This is a genomic window from Arthrobacter gyeryongensis, assembly GCF_039543785.1.
Lineage (GTDB): Bacteria > Actinomycetota > Actinomycetes > Actinomycetales > Micrococcaceae > Arthrobacter > Arthrobacter gyeryongensis.
This window is the reverse complement of the sequence record NZ_BAABKK010000009.1, coordinates 37,194-63,598: the sequence shown is the minus strand read 5'-3', so window position 1 is coordinate 63,598 and position 26,405 is coordinate 37,194. Positions and strand designations below refer to the sequence as shown.

Here is a 26,405-nt window from a genome sequence, read left to right as displayed (position 1 = left end):
GGAATCATGCATCGACTATGAATGGATCGCTGATGGAACTCAGTGAAGAGGACCTCCGGCTGATCAACGCCCTCCAGATCTCGCCGCGGATCAGTTGGTCCGACGCCGCCGAAGTCCTCGACGTCCATGCCACCACCTTGGCCTCCCGGTGGGATCGGCTGCGCGAGTCCGGAGCCGCCTGGACCACGGCGCACCTTATGGGCGACCCCAAGCATGCCTGCCTTGCCCTGTTGGACGTGGACTGCGAAATGCACCTCAGGCCCGAGGTCACGGCCGCGCTCGCAGCGATTCCGGAGATCATCACGGTAGAAGAGGCGGCCAGCAACCGTGACCTCATGCTCACCGTGATCACCCAAGACCTGAGTGAGTTCAGCAGCCGGCTATTGCCCCAGCTCAAGGAAATCCGGGGACTCACCAAGTACCGGACCTCGCTCTGCACCCGCATCCACACAAGCGGCTACGCGTGGCGGCTCAACGTCCTCAGCCGGGCGGAGCAGCAGGCGCTGCGCGCCCTCGCCGGGCCGGAGGCGCTTAATCCGTCCGCCCCTTACGCGCAGGTCACCCCATTGCCGGAGAGCCATATGGCACTCCTTCCCTTCCTCGCCCGGGACGGAAGGGCCTCCGCCGCTGAAATCGCGCGCGCCCTGGGACGGCACCCTGCCACGGTGCAGCGGCAGCTCGGACGCGTGCTCGCGAGCCGGGTGCTGTCCTTCCGCTGCGAAATCGCCCAACAATTTTCCGGCTACCCCATGACGTGCCAGTGGTTCGCGAATGTCCCGGCAGGCCAGCACGAGGCCGCGGCCGCCGAGCTGCGGGCCGTCAGGAACGTTAGGTTCACGGCCTCCACCACAGGCAGCACCAACTTTGTGATCATCATGTGGCTGCGCTCGCTGGCCGAGGTCATGGAGATGGAACTCGCCATCCAGCAACGCATTCCCGGGATCGAACTCGTCGAAAGTGTCGTGATGCTGAGCACGGCCAAGCGGGTCGGCTGGATGCTGAACCCCGACTCGACGGCGACTGGCGCCGTCGTACCGACCGCCGCCGCTGTACCAGCCGCCGCCGCGAGCCCGGCCTAGAGGCCGGCGTTGTAGACGTCGAGTCCGAAGCGGTTCAGACCAGGGGTGCCGGCGTAGCCGAGGTACGGAAGGCCGAAGGTGTCTTCGATGCTGGCCAGCAGGCTGTAGTGGTTATAGGGCGTGGTGGACCAGGTGCCGCCCTTGGTGAACGGCGAGATGACCAAAGCGCCGACCCGGCCGCCGCCCTGTCCGACGATCCCGGGAAGCGGGGAGTTGGGTCCAGGGCCTTCGCCGCAGCAGGCGGAGGCATCCGATTGGGGGCTGTCGGATTCGTCGAAGGTGATCACCAGGACACCGTCTTGGCGGAATGCGGGAGACGAGGTGATCAGCGGAACGTACTGCTTCAGCCATGCATCCGCGCTCGTCAGGCCGCCGGGCTGTCCGTCAACGCAAGGGGAGTCGTGTCCGTCGTGGCAGAGGTTCGGCGTGATCATCGACAGATTGGGCGTGGTGGAGACCGAAGCAAGATCGGTCTTCAGGGCTCCCAGGTCCACGTCGTTCTGGGCACAATCGGGTGATCCCGTGATCCCGGCGAAGTAGACAAAGGGGTTGTGGCGGGCGGCGTACTGGTCCCCGACCTTGGCTTTCTGGGTGTCGTCGGGGGCGCCTAGGGCGGGGTGGCGGCACGGCGTGCCCATGTCCTCCATGTAGCCCTTCCAGGTCTTCCCGGCCGCCGTCAATTGGCCGGCAACCGTAGGCACATCGGCGGGGAAGACGCAGCCATCTCCAACGGCCTGGCCGGGAGCTGCCGTGCCGGTCTTCACGAACGCAGAGTACGTCTGGCAATCTGCCTGCATCTGCGGGTTGGGGCCTTGGCCGGAGATCTGGGCGACGTAGTTCGGTTGCGAGTTGTGTGCCGTGCCGAAGTATTGGTTCAACAGGACGCCTTGGTTGCGCAGCGTGGTGGAAAGGTACGGTGCCGCCGAACCGGGTCCCCACGTGATGTCGTACCCCTTGTTTTCAAGGTTGATCACGAAGACGTGCTTGGCTCCCGGGAGATATCCGGTGCTCTGGACGGTCTGGGGTTCGCTCGCTTGTGCCTCCGTCTGCTGCAATCCGAAGGCGATGAAGGAGGCGCCGAGCAGGACGACCAGCAGCGCAGCTAATCCGAGCCGCATCCTGGAAATGGCGAAGGTTTTCAAGGTCATGGCAGGGTCCATCCGTCCGCAAGTGCTTTCTCTTTCAATCCTGCCCACTCTTCCTCCGCGGGGGGACCGACCGGGGAGCATGGCGGTCCGGCGGCATAAGGCGGCACGAGGTACGTCGGAGCGGTCAGGTTGGGCGCTGCTTGGAAATCGAGCACCTCAGCGATGTTGCGGGCGGCGTTGTCCCGCGGCGTCAGGGGTTGAAGCCCCCAGCGCCACTCGATGGCCTTCAAGATTGAGGTGTGGTCGTAGGTATTGTGTGCCACGTATTGCCTTCGGGCGCGCGGAGAAATGACCATGGACGGTACGCGGAAGCCGCGCCGGGCAGTGTCTGGATTGCTGTCCGCTGCTGTTTCCGGTGGCACGTGGTCGTAGAACCCGCCCCACTCGTCATAGTTGACTACCAGCATCGTGTTCGCCCAGTTGGGACTCTTGGTCACGGCGTTGTAGACCTCCGCCAAGAACAGCTCGCCCGAGCGGATGTCGGCGTGCGGGTGGTCATCGCCGGAGGTTCCGCTGGACTCATCCGTGAAGCGCGGATCCACGAAGGAAACCGAGGGAAGCTTGCCGGAACTGCAATCGCTGAGGAACTCAGAGTAGGGCCTGGAGATTCCGAGGTACTTGGTTCCCCATAGGGCGGTGAAGGGAATGTCGCCGTAGTAGTACTTTCCCTGCACCCCGGCTGCCGCCAAGCGGTCCCAGATAGTGGGCATGGTGCTTGTGACGGTCGAGTTATGGAGCCTGTCCGTGGCCGCAGAGTGCTGGTAGAAGCGGTTCGGATAAGTTTCGGCCAGGGTGGCTGCGAAATAACGGTCGCAGACAGTCCAGTCGGGACCCGCTTGGCGCCAAAAGTCGAGGTCGCTTGAATCGTAGTATCCGATCGCGAATTCATCATTCTCGCCTGCGCGCAGCCAACCATCGTTCTTGCCGTTGTTGTACTGGATCCGGCCGCCCTCATAGGAATGGTCCGGGTCTGGATGCCCACAGCCCTGGTAATCCGTCAAGTGGTGCGTTGTGTGTGGAATCCCGTAGCGGTCAACGAACGTCAGCCCGGCCTGCTTTCCGTCCGCGCCGGGCATCCACCCAAGGAAGTGGTCGAACGAGCGGTTTTCCATCATCACCACAATGATGTGGTCTATGCCCGAGGAACCGGGTTGGGGGAGGACGGTCGCAGTAGGCGCGGTCCCCGCGGAGGCGCCGCTGATAAGCGTCGCGGCCGTGGCAGATCCGGCAACTGACAGGAAGTTGCGTCTTGTGAAGTTCACGCCAAGCAGTGCATCACGGAATGATTACGGGAACAACCGATAGTTGGCTATTTAGTTCAGTGTTTGCCCAGAGTTAATTTCAGGTGAATGTTAATCACTTGAATGGATTTTGTGGGTGGCCCCAAACTCGTTTGGGCTTCTAGGCTGGGATGATGATAAGCCACGACGCAACAGCAGGCATACTGCAACGCCCCTATCTCCTCGCGACAGCGGGTGCCTGCGCGTTGGTGTTCCTTGCGGCTTTCGAGTCCATGGCCGTCACCACCATCATGCCGCTGGTGAGCCGTGAGCTCGACGGTGCCGGACTCTATGCATTGGCGTTCGCCGGGCCGCTCGCCACTGGCGTGATCGGGATGGTGGCCGCAGGGAACTGGGCGGACAGGCGTGGTCCCTCCGCCCCGCTGTACGCCTCGGTTGCGCTGTTCGCGGCGGGGCTGCTCATCGCCGGCACTGCAGTTTCCATGCCGATTCTCGTGGCCGGCAGGCTGGTCCAAGGCCTCGGCGGCGGCGCAATGACCGTGGCGCTGTATGTGGTGATCGCCCGGGTGTACCCCGCGAGGCTGCATGCCCAAGTCTTTGCCGCTTTCTCGGCGGCCTGGGTCGTTCCGTCGATGATCGGTCCCTTCGCCGCCGGCGTGGTTGCCCAGTTGAGCAGCTGGCACTGGGTGTTCCTCGGCGTCGTGGGCCTCGTGGTTCCGGCCTTGGCAATGATCCTCCCCGCGATGCGGGGCATGCGTTCCTCACCGGACGCGCGGGACGCGGGCTCCGGGAAGGCGGGCTCCCCGAAGGCGGCCGCCGGCGGGGCAAAGCCCGAAGGCGCCGACGTTCCCTGGGCATTCGGCCGCATGGGATGGGCCGCGCTCGCGGCCCTTTCGGTCCTCGGCCTGAACCTCTCCGGACAGGTGCCCGACGTCGGCTGGGTGATTGCCGCCGTCGCGCTCGTCATCGCAATGCTGGCAGTACGTCCGCTGGTTCCGCTCGGCACGCTCGGCGCGCACCGCGGACTGCCGAGCGTCATCCTCATGCGCGGAGTCGCTTCTGCCGCGTTCTTCGGTACCGAGGTTTACGTGCCGTACCTCCTCACGGAGCGGTACTCGTTCACCCCGGCATTCGCCGGACTTGCGTTGACGGGATCGGCGATTGCCTGGGCAGCGGCGTCCGCCGTCCAGGGCCGCATGGGCTCCCGGCTCGGCAACGCCCTTGCAGTCAAGATCGGATCTGCGCTGGTGCTGGGTTCGGTGGTCATCGTCCTCGTGACCACGGTGCTCGCGTGGCCCGCCGGAGTGGCGATTGCGGGCTGGCTGTTCGCCGGCGCCGGGATGGGCCTGATGTACCCGCGCCTGAGTGTCATGACCCTGGCCCTTTCCAAACCGGAGGACCAAGGCTTCAACAGTTCTGCAATGTCCATCTCCGATTCCCTCGGTGGCGCCCTCTCGCTCGCCGTGACGGGCCTCGTCTTCAGTGCGCTGACGACGACGGCGGGATCCTTCGCGGGGGTGTTCGTCCTGACGTCGGCCATCGCCGTCGTCGGACTCGTCATTGCGCCACGGGTCGCGGCACGGCGGCCTTCTGCTGCTGAACGTGCGGACGGCGCAGAGCCGCACCGCGCCGAGGCGGACGACGTGCGGGCGTAGGACGTGCGGGCCTAGGAGGTCCGGGTAGCCCGGAGCACGCTGTCGATGGTGGTGGCGTGCTGGCCGTCCGGGCCCGTCACCGCGCGTTCCCGGGAATCGGCAACATTGATCCTCCACGAGCCCGGGCCGCCCATGAGTGCCTCGACCAAGTCCTCGGGGGTGAAGAACTTGTCCTTCATATCCTTGTGCCCGCTCCAAGGAGTCAAGCCATCCGGATGATGCCCGACCACCAGCAAAGCGCCGCCGGGAGCCACGGTGGCCGCGGCCGAGGCGAGCGAATCGCGCCACGGAACAAGCGGAGAATGCAGGAATTGGGAAGACACGAGGTCGAAGGCTTCATCAGGGTGCCACGGGCCGAAGTTCCTTTGTAACCAAGCGATCCGGTGCTGCAGTCCGACGTCGGCGGCATGGGCTTCTGCCCGTTCAAGCGCGACGGCGGAGACGTCCACCGCGGTCACCGTCCAGCCGTGCTGGGCGAGCCAAATGGCGTCCGCGCCCTCCCCGCAGCCGAGATCCAGTGCGGTGCCGGGAGCCAAGCCCTTGGCTTCCGCGATCAGCTGCGGATTGGGATTGCCGCTCCACCGCTTCGCTTTTTCCCGGTAGACCTCGTCCCAGAACTGCGCAGGGTCGGCGTCGTGGTCAGGGTTGCTGTGAAGGTGGGCTCCGCTGTCGTGGGTTTCGTTGTGAAGGTGGGCTCCGCTGTCGTGGGTTTCGTTGTGAAGGTGGGCTCCGCTGTCGTGGGTTTCGTTGTGAAGGTGGGCTCCGCCGTCCTGCTGGTGCGTCATGGCTCAAGCCTGCCTTGACGTGCCCCGCGAGGCAACGCCCGTCCCCACCCAGCTGACTAGCAGTTGTTGTCGTTATGAGCCGTCAAAACGACAACAACTGCGAGCTCGTTGGGGAACACCGCCTGCGTGAAGGTGCCCTGTGGAAAGGCCGGCGGCCCGCAGATGCTAGAATGGGTTTACTTGATGTGCAGTGATGCCCGCTTAGTCCCCGAATTTGGCTTGGTCCAAGCTTGGGAAGTGGGCTTTTTTCATGTGAGAGGCACATCCTGCGTCGATGAACGCGTTTTCTCTGGTCCCGGCCACGGCTTATTGCCTAACGGTTGATCACTGACTTTTTCCTCGGCGAACCCTTGGCCCAACCGGCGTCGGGGGACGATGTCCGTTGGACACCGCCAGAAAGACCCTTGAAACACATGACTACTTTTGCTGCCCTTGGCACGCCCAAGGCCATCGCCGACTCGCTCGCTGCAGATGGCATCGAAGAAGCTTTCCCCATCCAGGTCAAGACCCTCCCGGATACGCTCGCAGGCCGCGACGTCCTGGGCCGTGGCCGCACGGGCTCCGGTAAGACCATCGCTTTCGCTATCCCGCTTGTGGCACGTCTCGCCGAGCGCGAAGCCAAGCACTTCCGCAAGCCCGGCCGCCCGATGGGTCTGGTCCTCGCACCGACCCGCGAGCTGGCCACCCAGATCAACGCCACCATCGAGCCGCTGGCGAAGGCCATGGGCCTGAACACCACGGTCATCTACGGTGGCATCTCCCAGGCCCGCCAGGAAAAGGCGCTGCGCGCCGGCGTCGATATTGTCATCGCCTGCCCGGGCCGCCTGGAGGACCTCATCCGCCAGCGCATCCTGACTCTCGAAGCCGTCGAGATCACCGTCCTGGACGAGGCCGACCACATGGCCGATCTCGGCTTCCTCCCGGTGGTCAAGAAGCTCATGGACATGACTCCTACCCAGGGTCAGCGCCTGCTCTTCTCCGCGACGTTGGACAACGGTGTTGACAAATTGGTCAACCGTTACCTGTCCAACCCGCTGACCCACTCAGTCGACGACCCCCAGGCCGCCGTCACCACCATGGAGCACCACGTCCTGGTGGTCAACGACCAGACCGTCAAGAAGCAGCTGATCGTGGAGCTGGCCTCCGGTGCCGGCCGCCGACTCCTCTTCATGCGGACCAAGCACCACGCACGCAAGCTGGCCAAGACCCTGACCGATTGTGGCATCCCCGCCGTTGATCTCCACGGCAACCTGTCGCAGAATGCCCGCGACCGTAACCTCGCCGAGTTTGCCAGCGGCGAGGTCCGGGTCCTGGTGGCCACCGACGTCGCTGCCCGCGGCGTGCACGTCGACGACGTCGAACTCGTCATCCACGTCGACCCGCCCACAGAGCACAAGGCTTACCTGCACCGCTCCGGCCGTACGGCCCGCGCAGGTTCCGACGGCACCGTGGTCACGCTGACGCTCCCCGAGCAGCAGTCCGACGTCAAGAAACTCATGAAGGCTGCTGGCGTCGAGGTTTCGTTCGAGCGCGTCACGGCCAACTCCCCGTTGATCGCCGAGCTCGTGGGCCAGGTTGCCGACAAGGTTGATCCCCGCACCCGTGCGGCGTTGCTCGCAGCGAAGACCCAGCAGACGGGCGGCGGTACCTCCACCGGTGCCAACGCCCAGCGCAAGCGCAACCGCCGTTCCACCCAGGCTGCACCCACTGCGGGTGGCCGTGGTGGTCGCGGTGGCCGTGGCAAGGTTGCCTCCGAACCCGTGCGCACCGACATCAACCGCGCCGATCGCCGCGCAGCAGCGAACGACGACGTCGCCCGCAGCTCACGTGGACGCGGCAACGCTGCTTCCGGTCACCGCAACGACGTTCCTGGTGCGCAGGGCCAGGGTGGTCGCAGCGGCCGCCCGGCGACAGGTCAGCGTGCTGCCGCAGGTAACCGCTCGGCGTCGGCTCCGCGCACGGAATCCGCTACTTCCACGCGTACCAGCGGAAACAAGTCCGTATGGTCCTCGAACACGGGTGGCAACTCCGGTGGCTCCTACGGCTCCGGCTCAGGCAACTCAGGTTCCGGCCGTCCGGCCCGCAGCGGCCCGCGCCGCGCCTCGGCTCCGGCGTCGAACGAGCGCCGCGGCCGCTAGGGTTTACCAGCCCCGCTCGCGCCATTCCGCAAGGTGTGGCCGCTCTGCACCGAGCGTAGTTGGGTCTCCATGGCCCGGATGCACCACGGTGTCGTCCGGGTAGGCCTCGAACAGCCGTTCGCTCACGTCGTTCAACAGCGAAGTGAAGCGGGCGGCATCGTTCTGCGTGTTGCCAACGCCGCCGGGGAACAACGAGTCGCCGCTGAAAATGTGCGCGGGCCCTTCCGGGTCCAAGTACACGTAGGCGATCGAACCGGGAGTGTGGCCGCGCAAGTGCACCGCGGTGATGTCGAAACCGTCGAAGTTTCCCACATCGCCATGGCGCAGTTGCACGTCCACCGGAACGGGCAGCGCGTCGGCGTCGTCTACTCCGGCCGAGGTCTTCGCGCCCGTAGCTTCCACCAACCCGGGAAGCGCACGGACGTGGTCCCAGTGCTGGTGCGTCGTGGCGATCAGGGCCAGTTTCGGCGTGGCGGTGGTGTCAGCAACCGCGTCTTCGATCATCTGTTGGATGGCCGGAAGGTCGTCCGCGGCGTCGATCAAGAGCTGCGCGCCGCTTGCCTTGGCGGTGAGCAGGTACACGTTGTTGTTCATCTCGCTGACCGAGATTCGCCGGATGGTGATGTCACGCAGTGAATGAATGAGTGAGTCCATTCGTCCACTCTACGGAAGCCGCCTGCGGCCTACCGCCTATTCGCGGCCCTGCGAAACCCAGGTGGGATCCGCGGAGCGTGAGCCGACGACGGCGTCCGCGGCGCCGTCGAGCACGTCCAGGTGGGCGGCACTCAACTCGAGCGACAAGGCGCCCAGGTTCTCATCGATCCGGTGCGCTTTGCGCGTACCGGGGATGGGGACCACGCTGAGCTGGAGGCGGCGGCCCTGGGCGAATAGCCAGGCCAAAGCCACCTGGGCGGGAGTTGCATCCCGGCCGGTGCTTTCGGACAGCTCGGCGGCCACGGTGCGCACTGCGGCAACAACCGCCTGGTTGGCGTCGAGTGCGCCGTCCGCAAAACGGGGAATGCGGTGCCGGAAATCGTTCTCGGCGAGTTGATCGGCGCTGACGGTTCCGGTGAGGAAACCCCGGCCAAGCGGCGAATAAGGTACGAAACCCACACCCAGCTCTGCCGCGGTCGGGACGACGTTGCGCTCGACGTCCCGGCTCCAGATGGACCACTCGCTCTGCACGGCGGCTATCGGGTGTACGGCGTTGGCTTCCCTCAGCTCCTCGGCTGTCACTTCAGACAGGCCAAGGTGCCGGACTTTGCCTGCCCGGACAAGCTCTGCCATGGCCTCCACGGTTTCCACAATCGGAACGCGGAGGTCGCGGCGGTGCATGTAGTAGAGGTCGATAACGTCGGTGCCCAGGCGGCGGAGGCTTGCTTCCGCCGCCTGGGCCACGTACGCGGTATCTCCCCGGACATCGGTGTAACCCTCGCGCGGGTTGCCGACGATTCCGAACTTGGTGGCCAACTGGACCTCGTCGCGGCGATCCGTCAGCAGCTTCGCGATCAGTTCCTCGTTGTCGCCCGCGCCGTAAATATCCGCGGTGTCAATGAAGCTGATGCCGGCATCCACGGCGTGATGCAGCGTCTTGAGGGATTCGGCGGGATCCACTTCGCCGTACACGGGGGTCAATGCCATCCCGCCGAAACCGAGGGGGCTCACGGCCAGGCCGTCACCGAGTTGTACATTCGTGGTTTCCGGGCTCATCGGGTTTCTCCTTCGCAGAGTGTTGGTCTCATTGCTGGCAACTCCGTCGGGCGGGGGAGTATTCCGCGCTTATCGTTGGGCGGGCTTGGTCACTTCTTCACGCTTCTCCGTGGGAAGGGCTTTCAACCCGGCAGCGCAACCCACGATTCCCGCAATGAACAGCAGCTTGAGCGGGCTGGCCGGTTCGACGCCGGTGGCCATCGCCCAGCCGACCGTCAAAGCAGCGCCGATCCCGACCCAGACGGCGTACGCCGTGCCCAGGGGAATCCGCTTCACAGCGATGCCGAGGCCGATCATGCTGAGCGTCGCCGTGACGGCGAAGACCACGGTGGGGAGGTCTTGGCTGAAGCCGTCGGACAGCCCGAGGGCCGTTGCCCACACAGCTTCGAGCACGGCGGACGCCAGAAGGATGGCCCATGCGAGCTTGGCAGACATGGCTACGCCACCACCTTCAAGCCGACCACGCACACACCGATTCCGGCGAGCAGGAGAAGCCGGGCCGCCGTCGGGCGCTCAACTTTGGTGATCATCGCGTAAGCCGCCGTGAGAACGACGCCGACTCCCACCCACACCGCATACGCGGTTCCGGTGGGAATGGATTGCATCGCGAAGGCCAGGCCTGCGGTACTCGCGACCACGGTGACGAGGAAGACGGCGGAGGGCAGCGGTTTGCGGAAGCCTTTGGAGCGGTGGAGTGCGGCCGCCCAGACGGCCTCGAGCGCTCCGGACAGAATGAGGATTAACCACGACATGACAGATCCTTTGGCCAGTCTTGTCGCGTGCCGGGTACTGAGCCGTCGTCCGGAGGCCCCTGTTCTGGCCTTCCTTCGAGGCTAGCAAGCCCGACGCCGGGCAGCCAGCTTTGGTGGCGAGCCTCACCGAGGGACATGTCCAGCGTTCGGCTCCGCGAGTGGGCATATTGCTGTTATGTCCAGTGCTGGGACTTAGGAGTGCGCATGCTCCACGCGGTCGATCGAGATGACGGCGAGGAATCCACGGCCCAGGATTTCCGGGCTGCGGGTGTCGGAACCCACTACCGCGTCGTAGCGGGCGAGTTCGATCGACGAGGCGGCCTCCCTGTCCGAGCTGTCCGAGCCGTCCCCAGACGCAGCCGTTTCCGTGGGCTCCGCGCCGGGACTAACAGAAGCCTTGCCCTCCAAAAGGACTGCCAACTGGCCTTCGAACACGGGGTGTGCGCGCTTTTTGGAGAGCTCGATGATGGACGTGTAGCCCTTGAATTCGCCGGCCCGGGCGATCACGTTGAGGTCCCGGATGTCGCCGGTCGGGAGTGCGCTGGCAGAGGCCGCCTCGCCCGAAAACCGGAAAGGCCGGTACTTTTCCAGAGGGTGCTCTTCCCCGTCCACCGTGAGCAGCAGCAATTCGCCGTCGATCACCGTAATGACTCGCTCCATGCCAGGGAACGTCGAGAATTCGCCGGCCGACCCGACGTCGGCGATGCTGACCCGCCAGTCCCACGCTCCGTCTTGCGCCGACACCGCTTTCGGATGGCTGGCGAGTTCGCGGGTCACCCCGCCTCCGTTGCGCCATGGTTCGGGTTTGAGCTCGGCAAAGCGGATGATCTCCATGCGCTCCAGCCTAGCCCGAGCCTGCCGTGGGCCGATTGAACGCCCGCGTAACATCGGTGCAATCTTGGCACGGTTCAACAATCCCGGAGGCCCTTGCTAACGTCGTAGGGAGGGAAACGGTTGGAGGCGCGGAATGTTCGTCAAAGTGTGTGGCTTGAGCACGCCGGAATCCGTGCAGGCCGCCGTCGAGTCGGGCGCAGACGCCGTGGGTTTCGTCCTGACGAAGAGTCCGCGCGAGGTATCGCCCGACCGGGCCAGAGATCTACTCGTCCATGTACCGGAAGGTGTTGCCGCCGTCGGCGTCTTCCGCCATGAGACAGCCGCCGACGCCGTCGCAACCGCGCGCGCGGCCGGCCTTGAATGGGTCCAGCTGCACGGAAGCCGCTCCCTGGAAGACGTCAAGACCGTGCACGACGCCGGCATGCGGCTCATCCGGGCCGTCACCATGGGTGCCGCTCCGGACGAGTTCGAGGCATGGGGCGAGGAGCTTCTCCTGATCGACGCCGCCGTCCCGGGTTCGGGGGAGGCGTGGGACTATTCCTCGGTCCGGAATCTGGGCCTGGGTGCGCGCCACTGGTTGTTGGCTGGAGGATTGACCCCGTCCAACGTCGGAGCCGCTGCCCTCGAATCCGAGGCATGGGGCGTCGACGTCTCCAGCGGCGTGGAGTCCTCGCGTGGGGTGAAGGACCTCGACCTCGTGCGCGCCTTCGTCCCGGCAGCAAAAGCCTGACGTCCCTTCCCGGAACGCGCGCTCACCTATGACGTCCTTTCGCCAAACGCGCGCTCACTTTTAACGCCTTTCCCCCAAACGCGCGCTCACCTTTAACGCCTTTCCCTCAAACGCGCGCTCAGATGATGTGAGCGAGGATCCGCGGTTTTGCCCTCAAAAGTGAGCGAGCGTCGCAGGAGAAACCCTTGACAGCCGCCGTCCGGCGTCGCATATTTAACACATCGGTTAATTAGCCGAGTAGTCAAATACGAAGGCACCAGCGATGTCCACAGACCGGCTCAGTCTCATCTTCTCGGCTCTTGCCGACCCCACCCGAAGGGCCATTTTGGCACGGCTTTCGGAGGGCGAGGCCACCGTGAACGAGCTTGCCGAACCGTTCGACATCAGCCTTCCCGCCGTGTCCCGGCATCTCAAGGTCCTGGAAAACGCAGGGTTGATCAGCCGGAGCCGGAATGCACAATGGAGGTCTTCCAAGCTGGAAGCGGAACCACTGCGCGAAGCCACCGAGTGGATGGACAAATACAGGCGCTTCTGGGATGCCAGTTTTATCCGCCTCGATGCCCACCTACGCAAGATTCAGCACGATTCAAAGGATCCAGGAGTCAAGCAATGAACACGGAACAGCACATCCTCACCATGACTCGCGAATTCGACGCCCCACGCGAGCTCGTCTTCCAAGCCTTCGTGGACCCCGAGCAGCTCGCCGCCTGGTTCGGGCCGGTGGGCGTGGACTCGCCACGTGACCGGATAGTCGTCGACCCCCGGGTGGGCGGAGCCTGGCAGCTCGTCATGACTTGGGAGGAAAACGGCGTCGCCAAGGAATCACCCATCGACGCCGTCATCACCGCGTACGACCCGCCCGCGCTGCTGGTCGCCACCCAGAAAGCAGAGCCCGACGCCGGGATCACCCTTTTGCTGGAAATGCGCCTTGAGTTCGAGGTACTGGATGGCGGCCGTACGCGGCTTCACCTCACACAGGGTCCCTTCGACTCCGACGAATGGGTGGACATGACCCGCGAGGGATGGGGCACCTCGTTCACCAAACTGGACACCTTGCTGGTGCGGGAATAGGGAAGCGGTCTAAAAGGGGCCGGAAGTCAACTTGGAAGGTCGGTGCCCATTCGGGCTACACTCCACGGCGGGGACAGAATGCCATTGCTCTGGAAGTCGAACGGTTCCGGAGACACACGATCAAGCAGAATGCGACCTTTTGAAAATCTCTTCCAAACCTCTTACCGGCCCTATCCGATACCTGACAGTCGCCCTCTTCGCCGCACTGGCGCTGTCCGGCTGCTCCACACAGGGAGGGGGCTCCGCTGCGGCGGGCACGCCGTCGTCCTCCTCCGCGGGCGACTCCGCATCCGCAAGTGCAAGCCCGACTCCATCATCGGGACCATTCGGGGGATTCGCATCGGCGGCCGAAATGTGCTCAACCATCTCCAAAGAGGCTACGGGAGCGTCGTTGTTGCCAATGTCGGCGGCGCAGGGGAAGACCGCCGAGCTGAAGCAATACAAGGCGGAGCTCGCCGCCACGGCGGATCGTGTCCCGGACGCGCTCAAGGCTGATTTCACCAACCTCAAGGACACTGCGATTGCCGGCTTGAAAGACCAGACCGTCTACTCAAGCGGCAAGTTCGAAAGGGCGATGGCTCCCGTTACCACTTGGCTGAGCGCCAACTGCAAGTAATTCTTTATCCACTTAAGCGAATGAACAGCTAGCGCGGTCCCGGTGCCGCGGCAAGAATGGCTTCATGCAGCTGCCAGTCATGCCCCCTGTCGCGCCGATGCTTGCCAAGGCGGTTGGCGCCATCCCGGACGGCGCCATGAGCTACGAACCCAAATGGGATGGTTTCCGATCCATCGTTTTTCGTGACGGTGACGACGTCGAAATCGGTAGTCGCAACGAGAAGCCCATGAACCGGTACTTCCCGGAGCTCATCGGGGCGTTGAAGGCAAACCTGCCGGAACGCTGCGTCCTCGACGGCGAGATCATCCTGGTCGGCAGGTCCGGTGACCGCTTGGACTTTGAAGCCCTCCAGCAACGAATCCATCCGGCAGCCAGCAGGGTCAAGCTGTTGTCCGAGCAGACGCCGGCGAAATTCGTGGCCTTCGACTTGCTCGCCCTTGGCGATGAGGACTTCACGGGACGGCCCTTCGCCGAACGGCGGGCAGCGCTTGAACAAGCACTTGCAGGCGCCGCCGCTCCCATCCACCTCACTGTGGCAACCGGGGACAAGGGAACGGCGGAGCAGTGGTTCAACCAGTTCGAGGGAGCCGGCCTGGACGGCCTGCTCGCCAAGCCGCTGGATGGTACCTACCAACCGGACAAGCGCGTGATGTTCAAGGTCAAACACCAGCGGACCGCCGACTGCGTCGTAGCCGGCTACCGGGTTCATAAGACCGGCGACGACCTCATTGGTTCGCTATTGTTGGGGCTTTATGACGACGGCGGCCGGCTATCCAACGTGGGCGTGGTGGGATCCTTCTCGATGCTCAGACGCAAGGAACTGTTCGACGAACTCCAACCCCTCGTGACCGGATTCGATGGGCACCCTTGGGCATGGGCCGAGCAGGAGGAAGGCAGCCGGACACCCCGCAACGCCGAAGGCAGCCGCTGGAGCGCAGGGAAAGACCTGTCGTTCACGCCCTTACGGCCCGAACTCGTTGTGGAAGTGGCTTACGACCATATGGAAGGGGAGCGGTTCAGGCACACCACACAGTTCGTGCGGTGGCGGCCGGACAGGGATCCGGAGTCGTGCACCTATGAGCAGCTTGAGGAACCCGTGAAATTCGATTTGTCAGCGGTCCTGGACACGGGGAAACGATAAATCAGGGGGATTTCAGGGCGAACCCCTAGGCCCAGGCCGCGTCCCGCAAGGGACAATGGAAGTTATGAAAACGTTGCTCAACATCATCTGGCTCGTCTGCGGTGGCTTCGTTCTGGCCTTGGGATATTTCATGGCCGGAATCGTCTGCTGCTTGTTGATCGTCACCATCCCGTGGGGCATTGCGTCGTTCCGGATCGCCTCCTACACGCTGTGGCCGTTTGGTCGCATGGTGGTCGACAAGCCCGGGAGCGCGGGCGTCTTTACCCTCTTGGGCAACGTCATCTGGTTGCTGGTTGCAGGCATTTGGATCGCGATCGGGCACGTGGTCACGGCCTTCGCCATGGCCATCACCATCATCGGGATCCCGCTGGCCATCGCCAACCTGAAGCTCATTCCGGTATCGCTCATGCCGCTGGGCAAGCAGATCGTGCCCAGCAACCGACCGTTCGTCAGCACGTACCACTAGCCCTACCCGCGTCTGGCACCCGGCGCCATGGACTGTTCCGGAGTAGCGTAGGCGGTGTCTGCACTGCCTCCCCTCGAAAGGAACAGTCCATGTCCGCCGCCAGGAACACTGTTGCCAAGAACATCGTCGCCACCCTCAAAGCCAACAACGTCCAGCGCGTCTACGGAATCCCCGGGGATTCGCTGAACGGATTCACGGACGCGCTGAGGGAGGAAGAGAGCATCCGTTGGGTGCATGTCCGGCACGAGGAAGCAGCGGCGTTGGCAGCCGCCGCCGAGGCGGGCCTCACGGATGAACTCGCGGTGTGCGCGGGATCCTGCGGCCCCGGCAACCTGCACCTGATCAACGGTCTCTACGATGCCAACAAGTCCAGGGTTCCGGTGCTGGCCATCGCCGCCCACATCCCCAGCGAAGAGATCGGCAGCCAGTACTTCCAGGAGACACATCCCCAAGAGTTGTTCCGGGAGTGCAGCGTTTACGTCGAGCACGTTGCCCATCCTTCGCAGATGCCCAGGGTCTTGGAAATCGCCATGCGGACGGCGATCGAGAAGCGCGGTGTTGCCGTCGTCGTGATTCCCGGCGATGTTGCCCTCGCGGAGTCGCAAAACGACCGGACAGCCGTGATCCGGGCCGCCCGTCCGGAGATCCGGCCCAACCCCCGGGAGCTCGCCGAGGCAGCGGGTATCCTCAATGCGGCCGGCAAAGTCACCATCCTGGCCGGCGCCGGCACTGCGGGTGCGCACCCCGAGGTCATGGCCCTGGCAGACGCACTGGGCGCGCCGATCGTCCACGCGATGCGCGGCAAGGAGCACATCGAATACGACAACCCGTTCGACGTCGGCATGACCGGGCTTTTGGGGTTCAGTTCAGGCTATCGGGCGATGGAGAGCTGCGAGGCCCTGCTCATGCTGGGCACCGATTTTCCATACCAGCAGTTCTACCCGCAGAACGCCAAGATCATCCAGGTGGACGTCAGGGGCGAGCAACTCGGCCGGCGGGCCCGGATCGATCTTGGCCTTGTGGGCACGGTCAAGGACACTGCGGCCTCGCTCCTGCCCCTGATCGAGCGCAAGGCGAAGCGAACACACTTGAGTACTTCGCTCAAGCACTACGCCAAGTCGCGCGCCAAACTCGATGACCTGGCCTCCCCGGCCAAGGACGGGCAGCCCATCCATCCGCAGTTCGTGGGCAGGCTCGTGGATGAGTTGGCGGCCCCGGATGCGGTTTTCACGTGCGACGTCGGATCCCCCACCGTGTGGGCGGCCCGGTACCTGGGCATGAACGGCCGACGCCGGCTGCTCGGCTCGTTCAACCACGGAACCATGGCCAATGCACTGTCGCACGGAATCGGTGCGGCGGCCGCGTATCCGGGGCGCCAAGTGGTGGCCTTGGCCGGCGACGGCGGCTTGACCATGCTGCTCGGCGAGCTGATCACTTTGGTGCAGAACAAGCTGCCCGTCAAAGTGGTGGTCTTCAACAACTCCTCGCTGAACTTCGTGGAGCTCGAAATGAAGGCCGCGGGATTCGTCAATTTCGGCACGGAGCTCGAGAATCCGGACTTCGCCAAGCTGGCAGAATCGCTGGGCATCCGCGGTATCCGGGTGGACAACTCGTCCGGGCTGAAAGCTGGATTGGCTGAAGCATTCGCCCACGACGGTCCAGCCCTCATCGACGTCCGCACGGCCCGGCAGGAACTATCCATTCCGCCGGCAATCAGCGCCGAACAGGTCAAGGGCTTCACGCTCTACGCAATCCGGACGGTCCTCTCCGGCCGCGGCGACCAGCTCATCGACCTCGCAAAGACCAACATCCGCCAAATTTTCTAGCCGGAACCGTTACCAGGCGGGGCCAGTAGTCACGGCTCCCGTGCGCAGATCGAAACTGAAGCTGCGTTCGACCACCCGGGCGCCGCCGTCGTACGCCACCGCAAAAGTCAGCTCAAGCGAGTCCCGCGCCAGATCCTCCTCGGTGACCGTGTACACCGGCGTGAAGTACAGCGCTTTCGCGCCCGGTGGCAGATCGGCTGGCGGGAAGTCGGCCGGGTTCGCGTGCGGTCCCAAGAGTGCGACGCCGGTTGCCGGCCGGGTGCCCAGGTTGCGGGCTCGTCCGGTGAAGGCGAGGATGTCCCCGGCTTTGTAGCCCGGAATGACGGGCCCGTAGTTGAGGTCCTGGGCTTCGCGGGTTCCGAGGATCTGCGCCTGCTCCGCCGAGTAGCCTTGGCCGATTTCCTTCCACGTCTGAACGTCCCAATCACCGCCGTTATCCGGGGAAATGATGTGGAATTCGCCGGCGTTCTGCCACGCCGCGGGCCGGCCGGGAGTGATGGAGCGCAGTTCCATGTGAAACTCGAGGCCATCGGGCTGGGTCTCAGGCGCACCCGATCCGGGCGAACCCAAAAGCTGCTCCGTCAGTTGCTCAGCCGGGACGGAGACGAAGACGATCTCGCGGTATCCCTGCCGTTCGTACAAGACGCCGATGTTGCCATCCGGGAGCCGCGCCGCGGTCGAGTAGGCCGAGCTTCCCTCGCACAGGACCAGCTTGGCGGGCCAGCTGGCCCCGTTGTCGGTGGACAGGCTGAGGACTGTGTTGCGCCGCAGGGAGGTGTCCTGGTTGTTGCTCGCGAGCAGCCAGCTGTTTGTGACCGGGGTGCCCAGGGATATGACGCTTGGCAGGCCGTCGAAGCGGACGAGGGAGCCGTTGTCGCTCGGGTCGGGGAGGTCTTCCACGGGTTCCAGCTGGCTCCACGTCTCGCCGCCGTCGTTGGAGATTGCTGCCAGGCGCCGGGGAGTCGCGCGCGAATGCAGGAGGAGGCGGCCGTCGTCGAGGCACGCAACCTTGTTCTCGTTGGGGCCAACCCCGTCTGGTCCCTTTCCGATGAGCGAACCAAGCGTCCACTTCTCGCCATGGTCGTCGCTGTACGCGGAAGCCGCCATGATCTCGCCGTCCACGAGCACGACGAATTGCTGCACCAGGCGCCCGGCGAACGGACCGGCGTGCAGCTGGATTCCCTGCCCGGCCGCGGCGAAGATCCCCGTGATGCCGCGGTCGCGAGCGTCGGCACCCCTGCCCAGCTTGAGCTGTGCAGTGAGCCGCCGATGCTGCCAGGTGACGCCGTCGTCGTCGGAAAAGCTGACGTCGCAGTGCTGCACGTCGTCGTCCGGTTCCAGCCCGGCTACCGCCTCGAAGAAACCGGCATGCGTCCCTGCGGCGTGGAACATGAAAATCCGCCCAGTCACGGCGTCCACCAGAAGGCTCGGATCGCCGTAGCCATTGAGTCCCGAGCCGCTGCGAACCACCCGCTGTTCCTCCCAGCTGCGGCCGTTGTCCGTGCTGCGCCGGAGCAGGAGATCTATCGGATTGGGCAGGTCGTCCAAGTTCGGCCGGCCGTCATAGGCGGCGAGCACTGTTCCCGCCGTGGAAACGGCCAGCGCGGGGATGCGGTACTGCCGGTAGCCCAACGTGCCGCGCACCGCCAGGACGTGCTCGACGTCGGGACGGGCTTGGGGCGGTGCGGCACCATTGCGCCGGAGGTAGGAGGTCACATGTCTATGATACGAGATGGTGCCTGGGGCTAAAGCGGTTGCTTAGCTGATCCTGCGCCGATAGGCTGCCGTGGCGAAGAAGTACGCGAGAACGAGGATACCCAGGCACCATGCGAGTGCGACCCATATGTCGCTGCCGATCGGCCGTTGTTCAAACAGATCCTGGATCGTGTTGACGATCGAAGTGACCGGCTGGTTCTCGGCGAAAGCGCGCACAGGACCCGGCATAGTGGCCGTCGGCACGAAAGCCGAGCTGATGAACGGCAAGAAGATCAGCGGGTAGGAAAATCCGCCGGCACCGTCCACGGATTTCGCTGTCAGGCCCGCGATGATGGCCAGCCAGGTGAGTGCCAGGGTGAACAGCGCCAGGATCCCGATGACAGCGAGCCATGACGGCAGGCTTGCCGATGTGCGGAATCCCATGAGGAGGGCCACCAGCATGATGATCACGAGCGATAGCCCGTTGGCAACGAGGGAAGTCAGCACATGCGCCCACAGCACGGATGATCGTGCGATCGGCATGGAGTGGAACCGCTCGAAAATGCCGCTCTTCATGTCGGTGAACAAGCGAACGGCGGTGTACGCGATGCCCGACGCGATCGCGATCAGCATGATCCCCGGTAGCAGGTAGTTGACGTAGTTCTCGGTGCCTGTCTTGATGGCGCCGCCGAACACGTAGACGAACAGCAGCATGAGGGCGATCGGCGTGATCGCGGTGGTGATGATCGTGTCCGCGCTGCGGAAGATGTGACGCATGGAGCGGCCCAGCAAGACGGCCGTGTCTCCGAAGAAGTGTGTGCTCATGACTGGTCCTTACTTGACGCGACCTTGCCTTGGTTCCCCACAAGTGCAAGGAAGATATCCTCCAGGGTGGGCTGCTTTTCGACGTACTCGACCTTCGCAGGCGGGAGGAGTTGCTTGAGCTCGGCGAGAGTCCCGTTCGCGATGATGCGCCCCTGATGAAGGATGGCGATCCGGTCCGCGAGTTGTTCGGCCTCGTCGAGATACTGCGTGGTGAGCAGAACAGTGGTGCCCTGATTCGCGAGCTCCTGGATTACCTGCCACACTTCGATGCGCGCTTCGGGGTCGAGCCCGGTGGTCGGCTCATCGAGGAAGATCACCTCGGGCTGGCCGATCAGGCTCATGGCGATGTCAAGGCGACGGCGCATGCCCCCCGAATACTCGGACACTTTTCGGGATGCTGCCTCGGAGAGGTTGAAGCGCGCCAGAAGATCATCCGCCGCTTGGCCGGGCTCCTTCAGGTGCCGCAACTTGGCAACCAGCACCAGGTTTTCCCGGCCGGAGAGGATTTCATCGACTGCTGCGAATTGTCCGGTGAGGCTGATGGATTCCCGGACCCGCAGCGCTTGGGTCACGACGTCGAATCCGTTGACGGTGGCCGTGCCGGCGTCCGGACTCAGCAGTGTGGACAGGATTTTCACCATCGTGGTCTTTCCTGCTCCGTTGGAGCCGAGAAGGGCGAAGATGGTGCCCGGTGCCACGTCGAAGTCCACGCCGCGCAGCACGTGCAGCTCCTTGTAGGACTTTTTCATGCCCTGCACGCGGATCGCGGGTTCGCGCGTGGTGGATCCATTGCTCATGATTCCCCCTCCCTCCCATCGTCCCCGGCAGCGGCGTCGATCGCCTTGACGAGGCGTTCACGCTCCTTGTTGATCCACTGCCCGCCCGTGTAGTTGCGCATGAACGTTTCGGCGAATTCCACTGGGTCGTCACCGACGATCGCGCGAATCGGCGTTCCGTCCGCGGCGCTCTGTTCGAAGAGATCGGTGAGGTCCCCGAGCATCCGCAGCAGCACATCGCCCTTGGTGATGGCCCCGAAGTACATCAGGTACCGTTCCAGCGCGGTCGCCGCCGCGCGATAGTCCGCGGGAAGCTTCTCCACACGTGCCTTGTTTTGCCGGTATTGCTTCTTCTGTTCGAGCGATCCCGTGAGCTGCTCGATCCACCCTGTGGTCATGTTCACTTTCCTCCCTTTCGGAGCTGTTCCAGTCGCTCGGACAGGAAACTCCACGTATTCCAGAATTCGTCCAGTTCCTTCTCGCCCTGCTCGTTGAGCGAATAGACCTTGCGCGGCGGGCCCTTCTCGGACGGCCGCTTCTCGACATCTACAAGCCCTTTTTGCTCGATCCTGACGAGCAGCGCATACACGGTGCCCTCGGCGATCTCCGTGAAGCCCTGGCCCCGGAGCAGCGTCGTGATTTCGTACCCGTACGCCGGATTCCCGGTCAGGAGGGCGAGAACGATGCCCTCCAGGGTCCCTTTGAGCATCTCCGTCATCTGCTTGCCCATCGCACACCTCCTTTCACTACTCAGTGTTACTAGCTACTAGTACATAGTACCGCTAAGTAGTGGGAGCACAAGCCCCTGTGGAAACATGCCGATGCGGACTCAAGGCCGCTGGAAAGCGCCGTCCTTCAACAGGGCCACGGTGGTCCCGGCGTCAAGTTCGGCGGCGATCTCGACGTCGTCCGGGTACCCTGAGCCGATCAACTCCCGTCCGCTGGAGCAGCCCCGCAGGGCGTCATGGAGCCGGGGTTCGGCAGCGTTGAACACGGCCATCGCGGCCTCAGCCTCCGGCGCGAAACCTTCCCTGCCGTCTTCCGGTGTGAAGCCGCCCCGCCCTGCGGCAGCGAGCCCGGCAATGAAGGCGCCGGCTCCGATCTGATCCTCCACGGCGGGCCGGAGCGAACCGCCAGGCCAAAGCTCGCCGGCCGCGATCACTGCCACCACCGCATCCGGGGGAAGTTCGGATGCCACCCAATCCGCGGTGGCCGCTGCGTTTCGCAGTGACACGGCTGCGATAAGGGGGATTTCCCGAGCGAGCTCGTACGCGATCGACGAGCCGTTGGGTGAAGGCAGCACGACGCGGCTCAACGACCGCGCGTCCCGCAAGCTCGACGGCGAGAGGCTCAGTCCGCCTCCACCTCGCGGACCCGCCAGTTGGGCATCACGGTGGGCGGCGAAATCCTCGGCACCGGCGTCCTTCCACGGATAGGGGAACACCAGCGCACCCCGGTCGACGGCGACACTGACGCACGTGGTGAAGGAGAGGACGTCAACCACGACGGCGAGGTCCGCTCCGGACGCGACCGCCTGGGCGCCGTCGAGCCCCCATTCAAACCTCACTGTGAACGGAAGCTGCCGGTGCACCGTCCCCGCCATGGTCATGACAGCTCGGCCTCCAGGTTGCGGCGGGCGGCATCGAGCCACAGGCTCCGCGCGCGTTCGTTGTGGAAGAGCGGATCCAAGGCGAGCAGTTGGCGGACGACGGCGGCCCGGCCTGCAGCGAAGTCGGCATCGCCGACGTGGGCGTAGTCCTCGCGGACGGCAGTCAGGTAGCGGGCGTAAGCCGTTGGTTCCGCGCCGAGGATGGAGAGATCGGCGTCGCACAAGAGGGCGCCGAGTTGGTCTCCCGCTGCGGGGGCGTGGGTGGAGGTCAGCCTGACCAGCCGGGCAACTTCGTGGATCGTCGGCTCCGGGAGTCCCGCAAGAGCCAAGCGGTCCTCGGCCAGCTTGGCCGATTGCTCTTCGTCCTGCCCGGCGATTCCCTCGTAGACGGCGTCGTGGAACCAAGCGGCCAAAGTTACTGAGCGCGCGGGCGGTCCGGGTTCGGTGAGGAGATCCAAGGCTTCCAGGACTGCCAGCAAATGCGTGCGGCTGTGGTATTTCCGATGGTCCTCGCCCCAGCGTTCGAGGAGCTCAAAACCCAGCTCTTCGTGTCCTGGAAGTGTCGAATTCCAGCGCTCCAGCAAGGGTACGGTGAGCGCCTTGCTGCGTTGGCGGGCAGGAATCCGCAAGCCGCTCGCCATCAGTTTGCGCACCAAAATACGCGCCTCGACAGGGATGGCGCCTGCGGAAACGAGGTCCTGGTAGCGGCGTTCCGGGACGTCATAGTGGTCGCCGTCGAAGGCGCGCCCGGGGATCCCCGCGGCCTCGGCGAAGGCATGCAGCTCCTCGAGCGATGTGTCCGAGACGAGGTGGGAAAACACGGTCCCGTGCGCGGGCCACAGCGGCGGATCAACGTAGACGGCCATGGCCTGCGCCAGGAAACTAGGAGGTTTTCCGGGTGGCTACCGCTGCGAGTGCGGTCAGGCCCTTTTCGAAGTCGCCGCCCACCATCTTGTCCATGTTGAAGAACAACCCGACGATTCTGCCGATTCCCTTCTTCTCACTGGTCATGGTCCAGGTGACCCGGGTTCCCCCACCCTCGGGGACGAACGTGAACTCGGTCGGGTTCACGCCCTTCATTGGCTTGGTGAATTCCAGGCGGATATTGATCTTGCCAGGCTCCGCACCGACGATTTCCATGTTGCCGCTGCCGGCCTTGTTGTTGCCGCTCCAGGCATACTTTGCTCCGACGCCGGATTCTTTGCCCGAATAGCTCCGGTTCAGCTTGGGGTCGACGGCTTCCCACGGAGACCATTTGGTCCACTCGTGGAAGTTGTTGACGAAGGGGAAGATGTCGGAGGGTGCAGCCGGGATCAGAGCATTGCGAGTGACTGTGAAGGGTGCCATGTGCATATCGTACGGTGCTTTGCCGGGATCATGGGTGCGGGCCGGGCGCGGCGTTCCGGCGCGCAGCTCACGGCCTGGACCCCCGATTTCGACGGCGGGTGCCATGGCACGCGGTGAGGGACTTTTCACCGTAAGCGGGGAAGGCTATGGACAGCAGTTTCGCCGTCGGCAAACATGGAGCAGGAGGGATGATCCGTCAAAGTTGAGCATAGTAGACTCAACTTTGAGATACAGTCATCTTCCCGAGAGGAGCTCTTCCATGGACGTCAAATTCACCACCAAGAGCCAGGAGGCTCTTTCCGCGGCGGCCATGAACGCCGCCACCGCCGGAAATCCGCAGCTGGAGCCTGCCCACCTGCTCAAAGCACTCATGGACCAGCGCGAGGGCGTCGCCGTAGCGCTTTTGCGCGCTACTGGAGCGGACCCGGATGCTGTGAGCGTCCAGGCGAGTTCGGCCATCAAGGCCCTGCCGTCGTCGTCGGGCAGTTCAGTGCAGCAAGCGCAGCTTTCCCGCCCTTCCATGCAGGCCATCCAAGCCGCCCAGAACGAGTCCGAGAAACTCGGCGATTCCTTCGTGTCCACTGAGCACCTCCTCTTGGGGCTCTCTGCCGGTAGCGACGCCGTGGGGAAGCTATTGCGCGACGCCGGCGCCTCCCACGAAGCGCTCCTCGCCGCCCTGCCGGGCGTCCGAGGCGACCGGAAAGTCACCTCGCAAGACCCCGAAAACACCTTCCAGGCCCTCGAGAAGTACGGCATGGACCTCACCGCCGTCGCGCGCTCTGGCAAGCTGGATCCCGTGATCGGGCGGGACAGCGAAATCCGGCGGGTCGTCCAGGTCCTGAGCCGCCGCACCAAGAACAACCCCGTACTCATCGGTGAACCCGGCGTCGGCAAGACCGCCGTCGTCGAAGGCCTCGCACAGCGGATGGTGGCCGGCGACGTCCCGGAAAGCCTGCGGGGCAAGACCCTCATCGCGCTGGACCTCGCATCCATGGTGGCCGGCGCGAAGTACCGCGGTGAATTCGAGGAACGGCTCAAGGCCGTGCTGGAGGAGATTAAGAACTCCAACGGGCAGATCGTCACCTTCATCGACGAAATCCACACAGTGGTGGGCGCCGGTGCCACCGGTGAAAGCGCCATGGACGCAGGCAACATGCTCAAGCCCATGCTGGCCCGCGGCGAGCTGCGGCTCATCGGGGCCACCACCCTGGACGAGTACCGCGAGAATGTCGAGAAGGACCCTGCCCTGGAACGCCGCTTCCAGCAGGTCTACGTGGGCGAGCCAAGCGTGGAGGACACCATCGGCATCCTCCGCGGCCTCAAAGAGCGCTACGAGGCCCACCACAAGGTAGCCATCGCGGACTCCGCCTTGGTAGCCGCCGCCACGCTCTCCAACCGCTACATCTCGGGCCGTCAACTGCCGGACAAGGCCATCGACCTCGTGGACGAGGCGGCGTCCCGGCTACGCATGGAAATCGACTCGGCTCCCGAGGAAATCGACCAGCTCCGCCGTGCCGTCGACCGTCTCACCATGGAGGAATTGGCCCTCGAGCGCGAGACTGATGCGGCATCCATCGAACGCCTCGCTGCCCTCCGCGCGGACAAGGCGGACAAGAAGGAAGCCCTGGCGGCACTGAACGCCCGTTGGGAATCCGAGAAGGCCGGACTCAACCGTGTCGGTGACCTCAAGGCGAAAATCGACGAACTGCGTTCGGCCGCCGAAAAGTACCAGCGCGAGGGCGACCTTGAGGCTGCCTCGCGCATTCTCTACGGCGAACTGCCTGCCTTGGAGCGCGAGCTCAGCGCAGCAGCCGAGGAAGAATCCGCCCGGGAAGCTCGCGGTGAAGCGAAGCCCGCCCTGATGGTCGCGGACGAAGTCACGGCGGACGATATCGCCGAGGTTATTTCTGCCTGGACGGGCATCCCTGCCGGCCGCATGCTCCAGGGAGAATCCCAGAAGCTTCTGCACATGGAAGAGGAGATCGGAAAGCGGCTGATCGGCCAGTCCAAGGCCGTGGCCGCCGTCTCCGACGCCGTCCGCCGCGCCCGCGCGGGCATCAGCGACCCCAACCGCCCCACGGGTTCGTTCCTGTTCCTCGGCCCAACCGGCGTTGGCAAGACCGAGCTCGCCAAGGCACTCGCTGACTTCCTGTTCGATGACGAGCGCGCCATGGTGCGGATCGACATGTCCGAATACGGGGAGAAGCACTCCGTTGCCCGGCTGGTCGGCGCCCCTCCCGGATACGTGGGCTACGAGGAAGGCGGCCAGCTCACCGAAGCGGTCCGCCGTCGCCCGTACTCCGTGATCCTGCTCGACGAGGTGGAGAAGGCCCACCCGGAAGTGTTCGACATCCTCCTGCAGGTGCTCGACGACGGCCGCCTCACCGACGGGCAGGGCCGCACCGTGGACTTCCGGAACACCATCCTGGTGTTGACTTCCAACTCGGGCAGCCAGTTCCTGGTGGATCCAACCTTGGACGCGGCGGCAAAACGGAATGCGGTCATGGCTGTGGTCAATTCCTCCTTCAAGCCTGAGTTCCTCAACCGGCTCGATGAGATTGTCCTGTTCGATCCGCTCAGTGTGGACGAGCTCGCAAGGATCGTCGAGCTGCACGTGGCTGAGTTGACCAAGCGGCTGCACGACCGCCGGCTCACCCTTGAGGTCAGCGACGGCGCCCGCGCGGGGCTCGCGATGTCCGGTTACGATCCCGCCTACGGCGCCCGTCCGTTGCGGCGGCTGGTTCAACGCGAGATCGGCGACCGCCTGGCCAAGGAGATCCTTGCCGGACAGATCGCGGACGGCGACACGGTGCTGGTGGACACTGCGGCCGACGTCGACGAACTCACCATCGAGGGTCTCGAGGCTTTGACGGGTCCCGACGGCGGTGCTCCGGCGGGTAGCGGCCTGACGGTGAGGCGGAAGGAGTAACTCGTCCCGGCGGGCCTGCCAGCCGGGACGAG

27 protein-coding genes and 1 riboswitch are annotated in these 26,405 nt (G+C 64.6%); of the genes, 11 read left to right on the top strand and 16 right to left on the bottom strand.

Annotated elements, in window-relative coordinates; all coding sequences use genetic code 11:
• The first annotated feature begins 32 nt into the window (after positions 1–32).
• Positions 33–1,079, top strand: a complete 1,047-nt coding sequence (locus tag ABEA18_RS06195) for an Lrp/AsnC family transcriptional regulator (protein ID WP_345448422.1) — start codon at positions 33–35, stop codon at positions 1,077–1,079.
• Here ABEA18_RS06195 and ABEA18_RS06190 read toward each other — a convergent pair.
• Together ABEA18_RS06190 and ABEA18_RS06185 are read right to left on the bottom strand one after the other, a co-directional pair.
• Positions 1,076–2,227 (bottom strand): alkaline phosphatase family protein, encoded by a 1,152-nt coding sequence (locus ABEA18_RS06190; protein WP_345448421.1) that lies wholly within the window; start codon positions 2,225–2,227, stop codon positions 1,076–1,078. The genes ABEA18_RS06195 and ABEA18_RS06190 overlap by 4 nt on opposite strands.
• The gene (locus ABEA18_RS06185; protein ID WP_345448420.1) at positions 2,224–3,489 is read right to left on the bottom strand and encodes an alkaline phosphatase family protein; all 1,266 of its coding nucleotides are present in this window, start codon (positions 3,487–3,489) and stop codon (positions 2,224–2,226) included. Before ABEA18_RS06185 ends, ABEA18_RS06190 begins: the two co-directional genes overlap by 4 nt.
• Positions 3,490–3,641: 152 nt before the next feature.
• On the opposite strand from ABEA18_RS06185, the gene ABEA18_RS06180 reads away from it, so the two are divergent.
• Positions 3,642–5,123, top strand: coding sequence for an MFS transporter (locus ABEA18_RS06180; protein ID WP_345448419.1), 1,482 nt, complete (start codon positions 3,642–3,644; stop codon positions 5,121–5,123).
• Positions 5,124–5,134: 11 nt separating this feature from the next.
• Here ABEA18_RS06180 and ABEA18_RS06175 read toward each other — a convergent pair whose 3' ends face one another.
• Positions 5,135–5,908 carry an SAM-dependent methyltransferase gene (locus ABEA18_RS06175; RefSeq protein ID WP_345448418.1) on the bottom strand — a complete coding sequence of 258 codons (774 nt, stop codon included), beginning with the start codon at positions 5,906–5,908 and terminating at the stop codon, positions 5,135–5,137.
• Positions 5,909–6,321: 413 nt separating this feature from the next.
• Here ABEA18_RS06175 and ABEA18_RS06170 point away from each other — a divergent pair, with 413 nt between their 5' ends.
• Positions 6,322–8,046 carry a DEAD/DEAH box helicase gene (locus tag ABEA18_RS06170; RefSeq protein WP_345448417.1) on the top strand — a complete coding sequence of 575 codons (1,725 nt, stop codon included), beginning with the start codon at positions 6,322–6,324 and terminating at the stop codon, positions 8,044–8,046.
• Between the two features lie 3 nt (positions 8,047–8,049).
• Here ABEA18_RS06170 and ABEA18_RS06165 read toward each other — a convergent pair whose 3' ends face one another.
• From ABEA18_RS06165 to ABEA18_RS06145, 5 genes are all read right to left on the bottom strand, one after another.
• A complete protein-coding gene (locus tag ABEA18_RS06165) occupies positions 8,050–8,700 on the bottom strand; it encodes an MBL fold metallo-hydrolase (RefSeq protein WP_345448416.1) in 651 nt (216 codons plus the stop codon).
• 36 nt (positions 8,701–8,736) lie between these two features.
• Complete coding sequence (locus tag ABEA18_RS06160; RefSeq protein WP_345448415.1) at positions 8,737–9,756, bottom strand: aldo/keto reductase; 1,020 nt, start codon at positions 9,754–9,756, stop codon at positions 8,737–8,739.
• Between the two features lie 69 nt (positions 9,757–9,825).
• On the bottom strand, positions 9,826–10,191 hold the full coding sequence (locus tag ABEA18_RS06155) for a DMT family transporter (protein WP_345448414.1): 366 nt from the start codon (positions 10,189–10,191) through the stop codon (positions 9,826–9,828).
• Between the two features lie 2 nt (positions 10,192–10,193).
• On the bottom strand, positions 10,194–10,508 hold the full coding sequence (locus ABEA18_RS06150) for a DMT family transporter (RefSeq protein WP_059389910.1): 315 nt from the start codon (positions 10,506–10,508) through the stop codon (positions 10,194–10,196).
• 10 nt (positions 10,509–10,518) lie between these two features.
• Positions 10,519–10,583: riboswitch (guanidine-III (ykkC-III) riboswitch) on the bottom strand.
• Between the two features lie 117 nt (positions 10,584–10,700).
• Positions 10,701–11,342, bottom strand: a complete 642-nt coding sequence (locus ABEA18_RS06145) for a HutD/Ves family protein (RefSeq protein ID WP_345448413.1) — start codon at positions 11,340–11,342, stop codon at positions 10,701–10,703.
• A gap of 133 nt (positions 11,343–11,475) precedes the next feature.
• Between ABEA18_RS06145 and ABEA18_RS06140 the strand changes: the two genes are divergently transcribed.
• From ABEA18_RS06140 to poxB, 7 genes are all read left to right on the top strand, one after another.
• Positions 11,476–12,072 (top strand): phosphoribosylanthranilate isomerase, encoded by a 597-nt coding sequence (locus ABEA18_RS06140; protein ID WP_345448412.1) that lies wholly within the window; start codon positions 11,476–11,478, stop codon positions 12,070–12,072.
• A 262-nt stretch (positions 12,073–12,334) separates the two neighbouring features.
• The gene (locus ABEA18_RS06135; protein ID WP_345448411.1) at positions 12,335–12,685 is read left to right on the top strand and encodes an ArsR/SmtB family transcription factor; all 351 of its coding nucleotides are present in this window, start codon (positions 12,335–12,337) and stop codon (positions 12,683–12,685) included.
• Entirely contained in the window at positions 12,682–13,143 is a 462-nt protein-coding gene (locus ABEA18_RS06130; protein WP_345448410.1) for an SRPBCC family protein, read from the top strand. The genes ABEA18_RS06135 and ABEA18_RS06130 overlap by 4 nt, the downstream gene beginning before the upstream one ends.
• 352 nt (positions 13,144–13,495) lie before the next feature.
• Positions 13,496–13,759, top strand: coding sequence for a hypothetical protein (locus ABEA18_RS06125; protein WP_345448409.1), 264 nt, complete (start codon positions 13,496–13,498; stop codon positions 13,757–13,759).
• A gap of 64 nt (positions 13,760–13,823) precedes the next feature.
• Positions 13,824–14,900, top strand: coding sequence for an ATP-dependent DNA ligase (locus ABEA18_RS06120; RefSeq protein ID WP_345448408.1), 1,077 nt, complete (start codon positions 13,824–13,826; stop codon positions 14,898–14,900).
• Positions 14,901–14,964: 64 nt separating this feature from the next.
• Positions 14,965–15,366 (top strand): YccF domain-containing protein, encoded by a 402-nt coding sequence (locus ABEA18_RS06115; protein WP_345448407.1) that lies wholly within the window; start codon positions 14,965–14,967, stop codon positions 15,364–15,366.
• 89 nt (positions 15,367–15,455) lie between these two features.
• Entirely contained in the window at positions 15,456–17,192 is a 1,737-nt protein-coding gene (gene poxB, locus ABEA18_RS06110; protein WP_345448406.1) for a ubiquinone-dependent pyruvate dehydrogenase, read from the top strand.
• Positions 17,193–17,201: 9 nt separating this feature from the next.
• Here poxB and ABEA18_RS06105 read toward each other — a convergent pair whose 3' ends face one another.
• The 8 genes from ABEA18_RS06105 to ABEA18_RS06070 form a co-directional block, all read right to left on the bottom strand.
• Positions 17,202–18,908: a sialidase family protein gene (locus ABEA18_RS06105; RefSeq protein ID WP_345448405.1), complete on the bottom strand. Its 1,707-nt coding sequence runs from the start codon at positions 18,906–18,908 to the stop codon at positions 17,202–17,204.
• A 42-nt stretch (positions 18,909–18,950) separates the two neighbouring features.
• On the bottom strand, positions 18,951–19,712 hold the full coding sequence (locus tag ABEA18_RS06100; protein ID WP_345448404.1) for an ABC transporter permease: 762 nt from the start codon (positions 19,710–19,712) through the stop codon (positions 18,951–18,953).
• Complete coding sequence (locus tag ABEA18_RS06095; protein WP_345448403.1) at positions 19,709–20,509, bottom strand: ABC transporter ATP-binding protein; 801 nt, start codon at positions 20,507–20,509, stop codon at positions 19,709–19,711. Before ABEA18_RS06095 ends, ABEA18_RS06100 begins: the two co-directional genes overlap by 4 nt.
• The gene (locus ABEA18_RS06090; RefSeq protein ID WP_345448402.1) at positions 20,506–20,886 is read right to left on the bottom strand and encodes a DUF1048 domain-containing protein; all 381 of its coding nucleotides are present in this window, start codon (positions 20,884–20,886) and stop codon (positions 20,506–20,508) included. The genes ABEA18_RS06095 and ABEA18_RS06090 overlap by 4 nt, the downstream gene beginning before the upstream one ends.
• Before the next feature lie 2 nt (positions 20,887–20,888).
• The gene (locus tag ABEA18_RS06085; RefSeq protein WP_345448401.1) at positions 20,889–21,218 is read right to left on the bottom strand and encodes a PadR family transcriptional regulator; all 330 of its coding nucleotides are present in this window, start codon (positions 21,216–21,218) and stop codon (positions 20,889–20,891) included.
• Between the two features lie 99 nt (positions 21,219–21,317).
• Positions 21,318–22,097 (bottom strand): 2-phosphosulfolactate phosphatase, encoded by a 780-nt coding sequence (locus ABEA18_RS06080; RefSeq protein ID WP_345448400.1) that lies wholly within the window; start codon positions 22,095–22,097, stop codon positions 21,318–21,320.
• The gene (locus tag ABEA18_RS06075; protein ID WP_345448399.1) at positions 22,094–22,963 is read right to left on the bottom strand and encodes a DUF4031 domain-containing protein; all 870 of its coding nucleotides are present in this window, start codon (positions 22,961–22,963) and stop codon (positions 22,094–22,096) included. The genes ABEA18_RS06080 and ABEA18_RS06075 overlap by 4 nt, the downstream gene beginning before the upstream one ends.
• 16 nt (positions 22,964–22,979) lie before the next feature.
• Positions 22,980–23,444: an SRPBCC family protein gene (locus ABEA18_RS06070; protein WP_345448398.1), complete on the bottom strand. Its 465-nt coding sequence runs from the start codon at positions 23,442–23,444 to the stop codon at positions 22,980–22,982.
• A 259-nt stretch (positions 23,445–23,703) separates the two neighbouring features.
• Between ABEA18_RS06070 and clpB the strand changes: the two genes are divergently transcribed.
• A complete protein-coding gene (clpB, locus tag ABEA18_RS06065; RefSeq protein ID WP_345448397.1) occupies positions 23,704–26,373 on the top strand; it encodes an ATP-dependent chaperone ClpB in 2,670 nt (889 codons plus the stop codon).
• Positions 26,374–26,405 lie beyond the last annotated feature (32 nt).

Excerpts from the sequence above, each read along its gene's own strand:
- ABEA18_RS06195 (WP_345448422.1), top strand. The coding sequence starts at position 33 with ATGGAACTCAGTGAAGAGGACCTCCGGCTGATCAACGCCCTCCAGATC.
- ABEA18_RS06190 (WP_345448421.1), bottom strand. The coding sequence starts at position 2,227 with ATGACCTTGAAAACCTTCGCCATTTCCAGGATGCGGCTCGGATTAGCT.
- ABEA18_RS06180 (WP_345448419.1), top strand. The coding sequence starts at position 3,642 with ATGATAAGCCACGACGCAACAGCAGGCATACTGCAACGCCCCTATCTC.
- ABEA18_RS06175 (WP_345448418.1), bottom strand. The coding sequence starts at position 5,908 with ATGACGCACCAGCAGGACGGCGGAGCCCACCTTCACAACGAAACCCAC.
- ABEA18_RS06170 (WP_345448417.1), top strand. The coding sequence starts at position 6,322 with ATGACTACTTTTGCTGCCCTTGGCACGCCCAAGGCCATCGCCGACTCG.
- ABEA18_RS06165 (WP_345448416.1), bottom strand. The coding sequence starts at position 8,700 with ATGGACTCACTCATTCATTCACTGCGTGACATCACCATCCGGCGAATC.
- ABEA18_RS06160 (WP_345448415.1), bottom strand. The coding sequence starts at position 9,756 with ATGAGCCCGGAAACCACGAATGTACAACTCGGTGACGGCCTGGCCGTG.
- ABEA18_RS06155 (WP_345448414.1), bottom strand. The coding sequence starts at position 10,191 with ATGTCTGCCAAGCTCGCATGGGCCATCCTTCTGGCGTCCGCCGTGCTC.
- ABEA18_RS06150 (WP_059389910.1), bottom strand. The coding sequence starts at position 10,508 with ATGTCGTGGTTAATCCTCATTCTGTCCGGAGCGCTCGAGGCCGTCTGG.
- ABEA18_RS06145 (WP_345448413.1), bottom strand. The coding sequence starts at position 11,342 with ATGGAGATCATCCGCTTTGCCGAGCTCAAACCCGAACCATGGCGCAAC.
- ABEA18_RS06140 (WP_345448412.1), top strand. The coding sequence starts at position 11,476 with ATGTTCGTCAAAGTGTGTGGCTTGAGCACGCCGGAATCCGTGCAGGCC.
- ABEA18_RS06135 (WP_345448411.1), top strand. The coding sequence starts at position 12,335 with ATGTCCACAGACCGGCTCAGTCTCATCTTCTCGGCTCTTGCCGACCCC.
- ABEA18_RS06130 (WP_345448410.1), top strand. The coding sequence starts at position 12,682 with ATGAACACGGAACAGCACATCCTCACCATGACTCGCGAATTCGACGCC.
- ABEA18_RS06125 (WP_345448409.1), top strand. The coding sequence starts at position 13,496 with ATGTGCTCAACCATCTCCAAAGAGGCTACGGGAGCGTCGTTGTTGCCA.
- ABEA18_RS06120 (WP_345448408.1), top strand. The coding sequence starts at position 13,824 with ATGCAGCTGCCAGTCATGCCCCCTGTCGCGCCGATGCTTGCCAAGGCG.
- ABEA18_RS06115 (WP_345448407.1), top strand. The coding sequence starts at position 14,965 with ATGAAAACGTTGCTCAACATCATCTGGCTCGTCTGCGGTGGCTTCGTT.
- poxB (WP_345448406.1), top strand. The coding sequence starts at position 15,456 with ATGTCCGCCGCCAGGAACACTGTTGCCAAGAACATCGTCGCCACCCTC.
- ABEA18_RS06100 (WP_345448404.1), bottom strand. The coding sequence starts at position 19,712 with ATGAGCACACACTTCTTCGGAGACACGGCCGTCTTGCTGGGCCGCTCC.
- ABEA18_RS06095 (WP_345448403.1), bottom strand. The coding sequence starts at position 20,509 with ATGAGCAATGGATCCACCACGCGCGAACCCGCGATCCGCGTGCAGGGC.
- ABEA18_RS06090 (WP_345448402.1), bottom strand. The coding sequence starts at position 20,886 with ATGACCACAGGGTGGATCGAGCAGCTCACGGGATCGCTCGAACAGAAG.
- ABEA18_RS06085 (WP_345448401.1), bottom strand. The coding sequence starts at position 21,218 with ATGGGCAAGCAGATGACGGAGATGCTCAAAGGGACCCTGGAGGGCATC.
- ABEA18_RS06080 (WP_345448400.1), bottom strand. The coding sequence starts at position 22,097 with ATGACCATGGCGGGGACGGTGCACCGGCAGCTTCCGTTCACAGTGAGG.
- ABEA18_RS06075 (WP_345448399.1), bottom strand. The coding sequence starts at position 22,963 with ATGGCCGTCTACGTTGATCCGCCGCTGTGGCCCGCGCACGGGACCGTG.
- ABEA18_RS06070 (WP_345448398.1), bottom strand. The coding sequence starts at position 23,444 with ATGGCACCCTTCACAGTCACTCGCAATGCTCTGATCCCGGCTGCACCC.
- clpB (WP_345448397.1), top strand. The coding sequence starts at position 23,704 with ATGGACGTCAAATTCACCACCAAGAGCCAGGAGGCTCTTTCCGCGGCG.